At 74.2% G+C, this 13,282-nt stretch carries 12 protein-coding genes; 4 read left to right on the forward strand and 8 right to left on the reverse strand.

The window, feature by feature from the left end; genetic code table 11:
* Positions 1–2 precede the first annotated feature (2 nt).
* Entirely contained in the window at positions 3–1,232 is a 1,230-nt protein-coding gene (locus Q0967_RS11630) for a CpaF family protein (RefSeq protein ID WP_298750367.1), read from the reverse strand.
* A 208-nt stretch (positions 1,233–1,440) separates the two neighbouring features.
* Here Q0967_RS11630 and Q0967_RS11635 point away from each other — a divergent pair, with 208 nt between their 5' ends.
* Positions 1,441–5,184, forward strand: a complete 3,744-nt coding sequence (locus Q0967_RS11635; RefSeq protein ID WP_298750370.1) for an FtsK/SpoIIIE domain-containing protein — start codon at positions 1,441–1,443, stop codon at positions 5,182–5,184.
* A gap of 6 nt (positions 5,185–5,190) precedes the next feature.
* On the opposite strand, the gene Q0967_RS11640 is transcribed toward Q0967_RS11635, so the two are convergent.
* Positions 5,191–5,418, reverse strand: coding sequence for a hypothetical protein (locus tag Q0967_RS11640; protein WP_298750860.1), 228 nt, complete (start codon positions 5,416–5,418; stop codon positions 5,191–5,193).
* Positions 5,419–5,511: 93 nt separating this feature from the next.
* On the opposite strand from Q0967_RS11640, the gene Q0967_RS11645 reads away from it, so the two are divergent.
* On the forward strand, positions 5,512–6,363 hold the full coding sequence (locus tag Q0967_RS11645; RefSeq protein ID WP_298750372.1) for a sigma-70 family RNA polymerase sigma factor: 852 nt from the start codon (positions 5,512–5,514) through the stop codon (positions 6,361–6,363).
* Positions 6,364–6,456: 93 nt separating this feature from the next.
* Here the strand turns inward: Q0967_RS11645 and Q0967_RS11650 are convergent, their stop codons facing one another.
* Positions 6,457–6,894 (reverse strand): hypothetical protein, encoded by a 438-nt coding sequence (locus tag Q0967_RS11650; RefSeq protein ID WP_298750374.1) that lies wholly within the window; start codon positions 6,892–6,894, stop codon positions 6,457–6,459.
* A 67-nt stretch (positions 6,895–6,961) separates the two neighbouring features.
* Positions 6,962–7,759: a GNAT family N-acetyltransferase gene (locus Q0967_RS11655; RefSeq protein WP_298750376.1), complete on the reverse strand. Its 798-nt coding sequence runs from the start codon at positions 7,757–7,759 to the stop codon at positions 6,962–6,964.
* Positions 7,760–7,879: 120 nt separating this feature from the next.
* On the opposite strand from Q0967_RS11655, the gene Q0967_RS11660 reads away from it, so the two are divergent.
* Entirely contained in the window at positions 7,880–8,485 is a 606-nt protein-coding gene (locus tag Q0967_RS11660; RefSeq protein WP_298750378.1) for a PGPGW domain-containing protein, read from the forward strand.
* A 4-nt stretch (positions 8,486–8,489) separates the two neighbouring features.
* On the opposite strand, the gene miaB is transcribed toward Q0967_RS11660, so the two are convergent.
* On the reverse strand, positions 8,490–10,037 hold the full coding sequence (gene miaB / locus Q0967_RS11665; protein ID WP_298750380.1) for a tRNA (N6-isopentenyl adenosine(37)-C2)-methylthiotransferase MiaB: 1,548 nt from the start codon (positions 10,035–10,037) through the stop codon (positions 8,490–8,492).
* A 28-nt stretch (positions 10,038–10,065) separates the two neighbouring features.
* Positions 10,066–10,812 carry a sulfite exporter TauE/SafE family protein gene (locus Q0967_RS11670; RefSeq protein WP_298750382.1) on the reverse strand — a complete coding sequence of 249 codons (747 nt, stop codon included), beginning with the start codon at positions 10,810–10,812 and terminating at the stop codon, positions 10,066–10,068.
* A gap of 112 nt (positions 10,813–10,924) precedes the next feature.
* On the opposite strand from Q0967_RS11670, the gene Q0967_RS11675 reads away from it, so the two are divergent.
* A complete protein-coding gene (locus tag Q0967_RS11675; protein WP_298750385.1) occupies positions 10,925–11,338 on the forward strand; it encodes a hypothetical protein in 414 nt (137 codons plus the stop codon).
* An 81-nt stretch (positions 11,339–11,419) separates the two neighbouring features.
* Here Q0967_RS11675 and Q0967_RS11680 read toward each other — a convergent pair whose 3' ends face one another.
* Together Q0967_RS11680 and recA are read right to left on the reverse strand one after the other, a co-directional pair.
* A complete protein-coding gene (locus Q0967_RS11680; protein ID WP_298750388.1) occupies positions 11,420–12,070 on the reverse strand; it encodes a regulatory protein RecX in 651 nt (216 codons plus the stop codon).
* On the reverse strand, positions 12,070–13,164 hold the full coding sequence (recA, locus tag Q0967_RS11685; protein ID WP_298750390.1) for a recombinase RecA: 1,095 nt from the start codon (positions 13,162–13,164) through the stop codon (positions 12,070–12,072). The genes Q0967_RS11680 and recA overlap by 1 nt, the downstream gene beginning before the upstream one ends.
* Between the last annotated feature and the right edge of the window lie 118 nt (positions 13,165–13,282).

The following is a 13,282-nucleotide window of genomic DNA, read 5'->3' on the forward strand; positions in this document are numbered from 1 at the left end:
CATCATCCTCGCCCCAGCAGGCTGCCGAGGTCGAACCCCGCTCGCGCGAACCGGTCGACGTGCGGCGGGAAGCCGTCGGCGCGCACCAGGTCCGACCCGGACCGGACGAAGAGGTCGGCGATCTCGACGAGCTCCCCCTCGGTGCGGCCGGGCAGGGCCACGATCTCCCGGACCTTCCGCGCGCCCTGCACCTCGAGCGCCAGGTGCACCACGATGTCCACCGAGCTCGCGACCGTCGGCACCACGAAGCTGCTGCTGACGTTGGACCCCGCCAGGAGCGGCAGGGTGCACATCTTGGTGACCGCCTCCCGGGCGGAGTTGGCGTGGATGGTGCACATGCCGGGCAGCCCGCTGTTGAGCGCGATGAGCAGGTCCAGGCTCTCCTCCTGACGCACCTCACCGACGATGATGCGACCCGGCCGCATCCGCAGGGCCTCCTTGACCAGACGCCGCAGGGGGATCTCTCCCGTCCCCTCGAGGCTGGGCTGCCGGCACTGCAGGGCCGCCACGTCTCGGAGGTTGACCTTGAGCTCGAAGACCTCCTCGCAGGTCACGACCCGCTCACCGGCCGGGATGGCGGCGGTGAGGCAGTTCAGCATCGTCGTCTTGCCGGCCTGCGTCCCGCCGGCGACGAGCACGTTGAGCCCGGCCGCCACGGCCGCCTCCAGGAACCTCGCCGCCTGCTCGGTCAGCGTCCCCAGCCGCACCAGGTCGGACAGCTCGTCGGCCGCGACGACGAACTTGCGGATGTTGACCGCCCAGTGCCGCCGGGTGATGTCCGGGATGGCCACGTGCAGCCGGCTGCCGTCAGGAAGGCTGGCGTCGACGAAGGGGCTGCTGAGGTCGACCCGACGACCGGAGCTGCGCAGCATGCGCTCCACCAGGTCGTGCACCTGCTGCTCGGTGAGCAGGGTGGGCGTGAGCTCGGAGCGACCGTTGCGCGCCACGAAGACCTTCGTCGGCTCGTTGACCCAGATCTCCTCGATGGACGGGTCGTCGAGGTAGGGCTGCAGCGGGCCGAACCCGGCCACCGACTCCAGCAGCGCCCGGTGGGCCTCCTTGCGGTCGGCGAGCGGGACCAGCCCACCGACGAGCGACCGGTCGTCGTAGTCGTCCAGGACCTCACCGATGAGGTCGCGGACGGCCTCGTCGTCACGCGAGGGGTCCAGCCGGCGTCGGCGGATGAGCTCGCGCACGTCGTCCTCGAGCAGCTGCAGCGCTGTCGCCGGCATGGCCCCTGCACCCCTGTCGCTGGCGTAGCGGTGCCCGCCCGGCACCCTGCGCCCCGCTCGTCCGACCTGTCGCGCCGGGCCCAGAGCGAGGCCCCGACGACCCTCTGCGGCATCACTGTATGACGTTCCTCACGTCAGCGGAACCTCTTCGTCACAGCCTGTGGACAACGTCGGTGGCGCAGGAAGCGACGTGCGCACCATGGGCCTCATGAGAGTCATCGTCACCCGGGTCGTCGAGCACCGCGTCGAGCATCTCGCGGTGCAGGCGCCGGACGATGCGACCGAGCAGGAGCTCGCCCGCCGCCTCGACACGTCGACGCAGGACCAGCCGGTCAGGGTCGACCTCGACCTCCGGACCCCGCTGGTCCACGGCGCAGACCTCGGCCCTGCCTCAGGGACGACACCCAACGCCACGGTCGCCGGCGTCCCGCGACTGGTCGTCGCCACCGGCCCGGACGCCGGCGGCACGGCGCCCCTGCCACCCGGCCGCTGGGTGACCCTCGGGCGCGACCCCCGGTGCGACCTGACCATCGCCGACCCTGGCCTGTCGCGCCGGCACGTCCGGGTCCGGCAGGAGCGCGACGGGGTCCGGGTGGAGGACCTCGGGTCCACCAACGGCCTGACCTGGGAGAGCGGACCGCACGACGAGGACTCGCGGTGGCCCCCCGGCGACCGCCTCCTCATCGGCGCCTCCGGGGTGGTGCTCGTGCCCCGGCCCCCCGCCCCCATCCGTCAGGTGCTCGTCGCCGGTCGTCTCGAGGTGGAGCCCTGGCCCAGGCCGACCGCCTCCGTGCAGCCGCAGGAGTTCTCCACCCCTGCGGCACCGGACCGGCGTCAGGTCCGGGCCCCGAGCGCCTGGACGTGGACGCTCCCGCTCGTGGTCGCCCTCACCGTCGCCGCGGTGCTGCGCATGCCCTGGCTCCTGCTGTTCGGCCTGCTGGGCCCGGCGATGGTGCTGGGTCACCACCTGGGCGACCGACGCAGCGCCCGGCTCGAGCACGAGGAGGGCCGTGCCGCCCACGAGGCGGGCCGCGCGGCTCACCGGGCCCAGGCCGCGGTCAGTCTGCGGCAGGAGCTCGACCAGCTCAGACGACAGCACCCGGGCATCGTCGGCGTCGTGACCAGCCTCGTCCCGCACCCGTCCCTGGCCCTGTGGCAGTGCGCGGCGGAGCCGCTGTCCGTGACCCTCGGGGAGCACGTGTGCGACTCGAGCGTGCGGCTGGAGGGGCAGCCCGTGCGGCACCACGCCGCACCCCTGTCCCTGACCCTCGACGGACCCCTGGTGCTGGCCGGGGACCGAGCCACCCGCGACGGGCTGGCGCGGGCGCTGCTCATGCAGCTCGCCACGGCATACCCGCCGGGCACCTGGACGCTCGTCGTCGACCCCGACCGCCCGCCGGGGACGGTGTGGGACCTGCTGGCCTGGCTGCCGCACACCTGCACGTCCGGCGAGCGCGTGGAGGGGGTGCCGGTGGTGTGGGGCCGTGACCTGGTCCTCGTCGAGGACCTGTCCCAGGCACCTGCCGGCGCGACCCGGGTCCAGCTGCTCGGACCCACCGACGCCGTGCTGCAGCTCCCCGGCCAGCCGGACCTGGTCTTCCGCCCCACCACCCTCGGGTCGGCGAGGGCCCGCAGCCTGGCGCGGGCCCTCGCGCCACTGGAGGGACGACGGGCTGCGGACGTGGACGACGGCGCACCCGCCCTGCCCGGTGAGGCCCCACCGCTGGGGGCGATCCTGCCCTGGCCCGAGACCGCCGACGAGGCGGTGTCGGGCTGGCGGCGGCCGGGCACGGACGTGCCGCTCGGCACCGACGCCTCGGGGTCACCGGTCACGGTCGACCTCGTGCGTGACGGGCCGCACGCCCTGGTCGCCGGCACCACGGGCGCCGGGAAGTCCGAGCTGCTCCGCACCCTCATCACCGGTCTGGCGCTGCGCTCCTCCCCTGCGGACCTCGCCCTGCTGCTGGTGGACTTCAAGGGCGGTTCCTCCCTGGGCGACTGCGCCCGCCTGCCTCACATGACCGGGCTGGTGACCGACCTGGACCCGCACCTGGCCGCCCGGGTCCTGACCTCGCTGCAGGCCGAGCTGACCCGCCGGGAGGCCAGGCTGGCCGAGGCCGGCGTCAAGGACGCCCGCGACCTGCCCGGCCTGCCCCGCCTCGTGGTCGTCGTCGACGAGTTCAGGGTGCTGGCCGAGGAGGTGCCCGAGGTGATGTCGGGCCTGGTCCGGCTGGCTGCGGTCGGCCGCAGCCTCGGGGTCCACCTGGTGCTGGCCACGCAGCGGCCCGCGGGCGTGGTCGGCGCCGACCTGCGGGCCAACGTCAACCTGCGCATCGCCCTGCGGGTGCGCGACAGCACCGACTCCCAGGACGTCATCGAGACACCGGCGGCCGCGCTGCTCCCCGAGGGCCGTCCGGGACTCGCCCTCTGGCGCACCGGCGCCGACGCCCCCCGGGCGGTCCAGGTGGCCCGGGCCGGCCCACCGGTGCGGGCCGGGCGGTCGACGTGGCGGGTGACCCCGACCCCCGACGTGTGGTCGGCCCGGCGGCTCCTGGACCGGCGAGAGGAGCGTGGGCAGGGCGAGGAGGGTCTCGGTGCGGTCGCCGAGGTGCTGCGGGCCGCGGCCCGGCAGCTGGGGGCGGATCCCCCGGTGGTGTGGCACCCACCCCTGCCGGCGCACCTCGGTGCCGTCCCCGACGCACCGGGCGCGTGGGGCCTGGCCGACCTGCCCGCCCGTCAGCGCCGGGAGCCGCTCTCCTGGTCGGCGGCGGAGCACCTCGCGGTCATCGGTGCCGCTCGCTCCGGGCGCTCGACCACGCTGCGCTCGGTGCTCTCCCGCACCCCCGGTGCCTGGGTGGTCGTGCTCGACCTGGGCCGGTCGCTGGAGGGCACCGAGCTGCGCGGCCACCCCGGGCTCCTCGCCTGGGTCGAGCCGGACGACCTCGCCCACGGGCTGAGGGTCCTGGACCGGCTCGACGACCTCGTGCGCTCCCGCCTGGCCGGGGGTGCCGTGGGTGGGGCCCCGGTGGTCCTGGCGATCGACGGGTGGGACCGGCTCGTCGACCTGTTCGAGGGGCTCGAGCGTGGTCGTGCCGAGGAGGTGGCCCTGCGCCTCCTGCGCGAGGGCCCTGCGGCGGGCGTCGTCGGGCTGGTCACCGGTGACCGCAGCCTGCTCTTCGGCAAGGTCTCCTCGCTGCTCCCGCACACCTGGGCCCACCGGCTGAACGACCCCGGCGACCTGCTCATGACCGGGCTGCGTCCCCACCAGGTCCCCGTCGACCACCCGCCGGGACGGCTCGTCGGGATGCGTGACGGCATCGAGGCGCACGTCGCGCTGCCCGCGGACGTCCTCGGCGTCGCCCCGCCCGCGGACCCCCTTCCGCTGGTATGCCGCCCGCTCCCCCGACGGTGGTCGCCCTCGGGTCCCCGCCCTGCCTGGGCCGTCGGGGGTGACGAGGCGGGTCCGCTGCAGCGACCCGGCGGGTCGGTCCTCGTGCTCGGGCCGCCCGGGTCCGGGCGGTCGCACGCCCTCGCGCTGCTGCAGGCGGGGCGCGCGCCCGTGGCCGTCGACCCCGCCGCCCCGCCGGACGGCGAGGCGATCGAGGACCTCCTCGCCGGCGCCGGACCGGGCGCGCTCGTCGTCGTGGACGACGCCCACCTGCTCTCCGGCACCCCGCTGGAGGACGTCCTCGTGCAGGCGGTCACGGCATACCGGCTCGACCTGGTCGTCGCCGCCGACATCGACGCCGCCGCCGGCGCCTTCCGGGGCCTGGTGCCGCTGGCCGCCCGCCACCGCACCGGGCTGCTGCTCCAGCCGACGTCGCCGGGCCAGGGGTCCTTGCTGGGGGTCGGCGTGCCCGTCGGCGACCTGCCCCTGCCCGGGCGCGGGGTGCTCGTGCAGCGGGGACGCTGCACCCGGGTCCAGCTGGCCGCGCCCGACCTCGGGAGGTGAGCCCGCTCAGTCCTCCGGGAGGGCGGCGAACTGCTTCTTCATGCTGAGGTACCACCCCAGCGACTTCGCCGGCCGCTTCCAGCGACCGCGCATGTCGTCGTTCGCCTGCTCGTGCGCGGTGTCGCCCGCGGCCACGGCGTCCTTGAGGTGCTGGTCCTGGGCGTTGATGACCTCGTCGGCGTTCTCGCCGCGGTGCGCCAGGTCGCAGGGGCCGCCGAGCTGGCGGCAGGTCATGGTCTTCACGTCGGTCCTCCCGGTCCTGCGGTCACAGGTCAGCTCCTGTGCTCGTCACCAGGGTGACGTACGCCGACGTGGAAGTGTGACCTCATGGACCGGACCAGCACCTTCGAGGCGGAGCGGCCACGGCTGACCCGCATCGCCACCCAGGTCCTGCGCGACCCCGTCGAGGCGCAGGACGTCGTCCAGACCGCCTGGCTGCGGCTGCGCACCAGCGAGCACGTCGACATCGAGAACCTGCCGGGCTGGCTCACCACCGTGACCGTCCGGCTGTGCCTGGACCGCCTGCGCGCGCGGGTCCCGCAGCCGGTGGACCCGCAGGAGGCGCGCGCGAGCCTCGACGGAGGGACCGACGTGGCGGAGGACCCGGCGGAACAGGTCGTGCTGGCCGACACCGTCGGGGTCGCGCTCCAGGTCGTGCTGGAGCGGCTGACGCCGGACGAGCGGGTGGCCTTCGTGCTGCACGACACCTTCGGGGTGGACTTCCCGACCATCGCGCAGATCCTCGACCACACGCCGGCTGCCACACGCAAGCTGGCCTCCCGGGCGCGGGGGAAGGTCCGGCAGCCGGTCGCGCCCGAGAGGCAGGCGGACGCGGTGGTCGTCGACGCCTTCCTCGCCGCGGCCCGCCAGGGCGACTTCGCCCGGCTGCTCGCGCTGCTGGCCCCGGACGTGGTCGTCCAGGGCGACGCGGCGGCCGTGCAGGTGGGCACACCCACCCGCATCGAGGGCCGCGAGGCCGTCGCGCGCATGTTCGACGGTGCAGCGGCTGCCGCGCTGCCCGTGCTCGTCGGCGACCGGCCGGGTGCCGCGTGGTTCCTGCGAGGTATGCCGCAGGTCGCCTTCGACTTCACCGTCCGGGACGGGCTGGTGCACCACGTCGACTTCCGCGCGGACCCCGGGCTGCTCGCCTCCCTCCGCCGGCGCACCACCGCCTCCTGACCGCCGGGGGGCCGGCGCCTGGGGCCGGTTCGGCAGCTGGCAGCGCGGCTCCCGTGGTGTCGTGGAGCGCACCCGTGCGGAGCCGGCCGCCCCTCAGCGCTCCTCGAGGCGCCCCATGAGGACGGTGGCGACGACGGAGGCGACCCCCAGGACGAGCACGCCCGACCCGACCCACCAGGGCGCGAGCGGCAGCAGCGCGATGCCGAGCGGCACCAAGAGGAAGTTGAAGGCGATCGCGGGCGCCTGCGAGCGCGGGTGCCGTCGCAGGAGGCCGAGGGAGGTGTAGGCCAGGCCGATGACGAAGACCACCATCGTCACCACCGACATGATGACGACGATGAGGTCCTGGCCCTCCCCGAGGGCCAGCTCGACGAGGTAGAAGACGGCGAACCCGGTGACGACCAGGGCCTCCAGCACCACCAGCGCCGCCGCGGTCCGGCCAGCGGTGAGCTGTCGCGGGGTCGGCGGTCCGAGGGGCTCGGGCCGGGGGTCCGGCCGGGGGGCCGAGGATGACGGGGACGACGCGCTCACCCTCCCATCGTAGGTTCGCGCCCGACCCGCCCCGGCGGGTGCCGGTCCAACCCCGGGCGGGCCTGGCCTACCCCGGCTCCGCGACCGCGGCGAGCTCACGGGTGTGGAAGCGATGGGCCACGGCATACCCCAGCCGCTCGTAGAGCGCCAGCGCCTCCCGGTTGTCGGTGCGCACGCCCAGGGTCGCCACCCCCGCCTCCTGGACCGCGCGCGCGGTGAGCTCGAGGGTGAGCAGCTCGCCGACGCCCTGCCCGCGCCGGTCGGGCCGGACGAGGATGCCCGCCAGGTGCGGCATGCCGGAGGCGAGCTCGTGCAGCGCCCCGACCGCCACCGTGCGCCCGGCGCGGTCCTGCACGGCGAGCCACGTCGTGGCGAACCCCCACCCGGGGAAGCCGAGGTAGCGGCCCTCGGTGTACGCCGCCCCGAAGGCCTCGATCGCCTCCGCGTCGTCGCGGTCCGCGAGCTCCTGGACCCCCAGCCCCCGCTGCGCCAGGAGCCCCTGGGCGTCGGTGCCGGGAGCCTGCTCGGTCCACAGGAACGACCAGCGTTCCGAGCCGCAGCAGGCGTAGGGGTCCGGGATCGACAGCGGCCTCTCCTGGCCGGTGGAGAACCACTCCAGGGCCAGGTCCGTCCCGCCCGCCTCCACGATGGCCTGCAGGGCGCGGGTCTCGGCAGCCGACCCGGACCCGGCCCCGACGACCGCGGCCCCGCCCCAGTGGCCGGAGCCGGGTCGCCACGGGCCGACGCACGCCCAGCCCTCGGGCGCGGCGACGGCCACGATCTCGTTGCTCGTGGCGAACCGCACGAACGGGTCGTGGCGGGAGATCTCGAGCAGCTCGTCACGGTCGACCTGGCTCCATGTCACGGGCGGTAGCCTGCCACAGCCGGGTGACGTGCTGCTGATCCCCCAGGGGTATGCCGACAGATCGGTGGCCGGACGGCCGCGGCTCGCGCCCGGGCGGCGGCTCGCCTAGGCTCGACCCTTGTGAACGCCGCCGCCAAGAGGATCGCCCTGGAGACCCTGGGCTGGATCGTCCTCGTCGCCGGCATCCTCATGCTGCTGCTGCCCGGACCCGGCCTGCTGGGCACCTTCGCCGGGCTGTGGATCCTGTCGACGCAGTACGCCTGGGCCCGCCGGTGGACCAACCCGGTGAAGATCCGGGCGCTGCGCGCCGCGTCCGAGGGCGTCGAGACCATCCCGCGGATCGCCATCTCGGTCCTCATCACCGCAGGCCTGGTCGGCGTCGCGGTCGTGTGGCTCATGGGACCGCCGCCCCCGGGCTGGTGGCCGGTGGACGAGCGCTGGTGGCTGTTCGGCGGCCGGCCCGTGGCCATCACCATGCTCGCCTCGTGCGCGATCGCCATCGGGCTGCTCGGCTACAGCGTGTGGCGGTTCTACGGCAAGCCGCAGGCGCGGGCCGAGGTCGACCGGATGGAGGCCGACCACAAGGCGGCGGTCGCCCGGGAGCAGCGCCGCGAGGCACGCGAGGAGCACCAGGAGGCGCGGGAGGCCACCGTGGAGGCGGCCGAGGCCGACCGCGTCGCCGACGCCTCGGAGGAGGCCGCCGACCGGCGCGAGGCCTCGGCCTGAGCCGTCAGTCCGTCGGGCAGCAGGGGGCGACGGCCGCCGGCACCGGGGCGGGTGCACCCACCGTGGGGATGCCGAGGCTCACCGCCGGCTTCTTCACCCCACCGGGGGTGCCGCCCTCCTGGAGCGCCGCCCAGGCGTCCCCGCCCGGGGTGCGGCGCACGGCATACACCCCGCCCTGGACGCCGGAGTCGGCGACGAGGTGGTGGGGGGCGCCGTAGGTGACCTCGACGGTGACCATGTCGCCGGGCCGCGGGCGCTCCGCGCCCTCCGGGACCGCGAAGTGGACGAGCCGGTTGTCACGGGCGCGGCCGGACAGGCGGTGGGTCTCGGCGTCCTTGCGGCCCTCTCCGGGCGCGACGAGCACCTCGACCTGCCGCCCCTCGACCTCCCGGTTTCCGGCCCAGGAGACCTCCTCCTGCACCTCGATGAGGCGCTCGAAGCGCTCCTGGACGACCTCCTTGGGGATCTGGTCGTCCATGTCGGCCGCCGGGGTGCCCGGGCGGATCGAGTACTGGAAGGTGAAGGCGCTGGAGAAGCGGGAGGCGCGGACGACGTCGAGGGTGCCCTGGAAGTCCTCCTCGGTCTCGCCGGGGAAGCCCACGATGAGGTCGGTGGTGATGGCGGCGTCCGGGATCTGCTCGCGCACCCGGTCCAGGATGCCGAGGAACTTCTCGCTGCGGTAGGACCGCCGCATGGCCTTGAGCACCCGGTCGGAGCCGGACTGCAGCGGCATGTGCAGGCTGGGCATGACGTTGGGGGTCTGCGCCATCGCGGTGATGACGTCGTCGGTGAACGCGGCCGGGTGCGGGCTGGTGAACCGGACCCGCTCGAGGCCCTCGATCTGCCCGCACGAGCGCAGCAGCTTGCCGAAGGCCAGCCGGTCGCCGAACTCCACGCCGTAGGTGTTGACGTTCTGCCCCAGCAGGGTGACCTCGACCACGCCCTGCGCGACCAGCGCCTCGATCTCGGCCAGGATCTCGCCGGGACGGCGGTCCTTCTCCTTGCCCCGCAGCGCCGGCACGATGCAGAAGGTGCAGGTGTTGTTGCAGCCGACCGAGATGGACACCCAGGCGGAGTATGCCGAGTCGCGCCGGGTCGGCAGCGTGGAGGGGAAGGTCTCGAGGGACTCGAGGATCTCGACCTCGGCGGCCCTGTTGTGCCGGGCCCGGTCGAGCAGCGCGGGCAGCGAGCCGACGTTGTGGGTGCCGAAGACGACGTCCACCCAGGGCGCCCGCTCGACGATCGTGGAGCGGTCCTTCTGCGCCAGGCACCCACCCACGGCGATCTGCATGCCGGGGTTGGCCTGCTTGGCCGGGCGCAGCTGCCCCAGGTTGCCGTAGAGCTTGTTGGCGGCGTTCTCGCGGACGGCGCAGGTGTTGAAGACGACGACGTCGGCGACCTCGGGACGGTGCTCCCCCGGGAGGCTGGCGAGGTCGACGTAGCCCGCCGTCTCCAGGAGGCCGGCGAGGCGCTCGGAGTCGTGGACGTTCATCTGGCACCCGTGGGTGCGCACGTCGTAGGTCCTGGTGCTGGTGCTGGTCGTCGTGCTCATCGCAGGTCCAGGGTACGCGCCCCGGGGCTCACCCGAACCAGGCCAGCAGACCGCGCACCAGCGCGACCAGACCGCCCGTGGCGGCGACCGCGATGGCGACCCGGCGCGCCACGCCCAGGCTCACCCGGTCGCTGACCGCGGAGCCCAGCCCGATGCCGACCGGCACCGCGGCGCACAGCACCACCCAGGTCCACGCCGGCACGACCCCGGCGTCCGGGGTGGCGCCCACCGCGACCTTGGTGAGGACCGAGGCGGTGTTGGCCAGCAAGAAGATGGGCTGCAGGGTCGCGGCGAAGGAGCGCTGGTCCCAGCGGGAGGCGACGGCATACACCGCCATGGCCGGTCCGGCGACCCCCGAGGTGGTGTTCATGAAGCCCGCGACCGCCCCGGACACGACCACGGCGCCCCGCCCGCTCACCGCCAGGCGGCGCCGGCTGCCCACGACCGCGGTGATCGCCACCAGCACGCTGGCGCCGAGGACGACGTCCAGCACAGCCGTCGACACGTGCCGGACGACCAGCGCCCCCACGACCGACCCCACGAGCAGCAGCGGCACGAGGGTCCGGAAGCGGCGCCAGTCCACGTCGCCGCGCAGCATCACGGCGAGGATCGCCGCCGCCACGATCGCCGCCACGTTGGAGACCATGACGCCGGCCACCGGCCCGATGAGCACCGAGGCCACCGGCGCCACGCTCATCCCCAGCCCCATGCCGGCCACCCGCTGCAGGGCGGCGCCGAGCGCCACGGCGGCGATGACGAGCACGGCGAAGGTCATACCGCGCAGTCTGCTCCACCGCCCGTGCTCGGGCTGCCGCGGGGAGCGTCCCGGCGCTACTGTGTGCCACAGCAGTCGCGAGCGAAGGAGCCGCGAGCGAAGGAGCACCGCCATGAGCGACCAGACCGACCGCGAGACCATCGGTGACGACCTCGGGGTGTGGAGCATCGACGCGGAGGACCAGCTGCAGCCCGAGGACACGCTTGACGGGGAGGGCGACGTGCTGGACCGCGGCTACCAGACCGGGGAGCACTACGTCGGCTCCTCGGCGTTCGGGGTGACCGCGGACGAGCAGTCCCACGAGGAGAGCATCGCCCAGCGCGAGCGTCAGGAGGAGTCGCCGCGCTGGGCCGACCGGCACCGTCCGGACGGGGAGGCCAGGGAGATCGCCCGGGAGTGCCGGACCACCAGCTGGGACTCCCCCGAGGAGTCAGCCATGCACTACATGAGCGAGGACGAGGACGAGCAGCTCACCGAGGTGGAGTGGGAGCCCTCGGACGACACGCAGCGCGGCGAGGACGAGTGACCGCCCGGTGACCTGCGGCCCCGGGGCCTCCGGCCCTGGCCCTGCGCGGGCCGGCCCCCGTCGCGCCGTGCTCCGCGGAGCTCAGTCCCTCCCGTGCTCGGGCAGGTCGTCCAACGCCTCGCGGACGACCTGCCAGGACACGCCAGCGCCGTAGCCCTTGCGGGCGAGGAAGGCGGCCAGCCGACGGGTCTGGACCTCGCGGTCGAGCCCCCGCATGGACCGCAGCCGGCGCGCCACCAGGGCCCGCGCCTGCTCCTTCTCCTGTTCGGGGTCGATGTCCTGCAGGGTGGCGTCCACCAGCTCGTCCGCGACCCCCTTCTGCCGCAGCTCCTGGCGCAGCGCGGTCGCCGCCAGGCCCTTGGTCTCCTGCTTGGACCGGACGTACATCTCCGCGTAGGCCTCGTCGTCGACGAGGCCGACGTCGCTCATCCGGTCCAGCACACGGGCAGCCACCTGCGGGTCGCAGTCGCGGTCGCGCAGCTTGTCCTCGAGCTGACGTCGGGTGCGCGGGCCCATGGCGAGCTGTCGCAGGACGATCTTCCGGGCGACGGCGTGGGGGTCCGGCTCGGCCGACGACGCACCCGACCCGGAGGAGGGCGTGCCCCGCCCGCCGGCCGGCCTCTCCCGACCGGACCGACCGGGGTCGGCCGACCCGAGCCCGTAGGCGCTGGCGGCGTCCTCGGCCGCTGCCAGCACCGCCCGTGCCTCGGACAGCCGGTCTGCGCCGGGCATCAGAAGTCGACCGAGACCTCACCGGTGACCGGGTCCACGCCGTCCGGGAGGTCCTCGGTGACCGGAGCGGCACCGATGCCGAGCTTGGTCTTGATGTTGCGGTCGATGGTGTCGGCGATGTCCGGGTTGTCCTTGAGGAACTGGCGGGCGTTCTCCTTGCCCTGCCCCATCTGCTCGCCCTCGTAGGTGTACCAGGCGCCGGACTTGCGGACGAAGCCGTGCTCGACGCCCATGTCGATGAGACCGCCCTCGCGCGAGATGCCCTGGCCGTAGAGGATGTCGAACTCGGCCTGCTTGAACGGCGGGGACACCTTGTTCTTGACGATCTTGGCCCGGGTGCGGTTGCCGACCGCGTCGGTGCCGTCCTTGAGCGTCTCGATGCGTCGCACGTCGATGCGCACCGAGGCGTAGAACTTCAGCGCCTTGCCGCCGGTCGTCGTCTCCGGGGAACCGAACATCACGCCGATCTTCTCGCGGAGCTGGTTGATGAAGATGGCCGTGGTCCCGGTGGTGCTCAGTGCGCCGGTGATCTTGCGCAGGGCCTGGCTCATGAGCCGCGCCTGCAGACCCACGTGACTGTCACCCATCTCGCCCTCGATCTCCGCGCGCGGCACCAGGGCCGCCACCGAGTCGATGACGATGATGTCGAGGGCGCCGGAGCGGATCAGCATGTCGGCGATCTCCAGCGCCTGCTCCCCCGTGTCCGGCTGGGACACCAGGAGGGCGTCGGTGTCGACACCGAGCTTCTTGGCGTACTCCGGGTCGAGGGCGTGCTCGGCGTCGATGAACGCGGCGATGCCGCCGCCCTTCTGGGCGTTGGCCACGGCGTGCAGGGCGACCGTGGTCTTGCCGCTGCTCTCCGGGCCGTAGATCTCCACGACACGGCCGCGAGGCAGCCCGCCCACACCGAGCGCGACGTCCAGCGCGATGGCCCCGGTCGGGATGACCTGGATCGGCGGACGCTCCTCGTCCCCCAGACGCATGACCGAGCCCTTGCCGTGCTGCTTCTCGATCTGGGCCATCACCGTGTCGAGAGCCCTGAACCGGTCGGTGTCGACGCCGGTCGTCCTGCTCGTCTTGCTGGCCTGTGCCATGCGCTGCTCCTTCGTCTCGTGGCGGGCGCGCCTACCTTCGACCGACCCGCGGACCTCCCCCGATGGGCGGTCCGATGTCTGCGTCAGACGCTAGGCGCCACCCCCGACACACCTCGCC

The organism is uncultured Serinicoccus sp., assembly GCF_947500995.1.
Taxonomy (GTDB): domain Bacteria; phylum Actinomycetota; class Actinomycetes; order Actinomycetales; family Dermatophilaceae; genus Ornithinicoccus.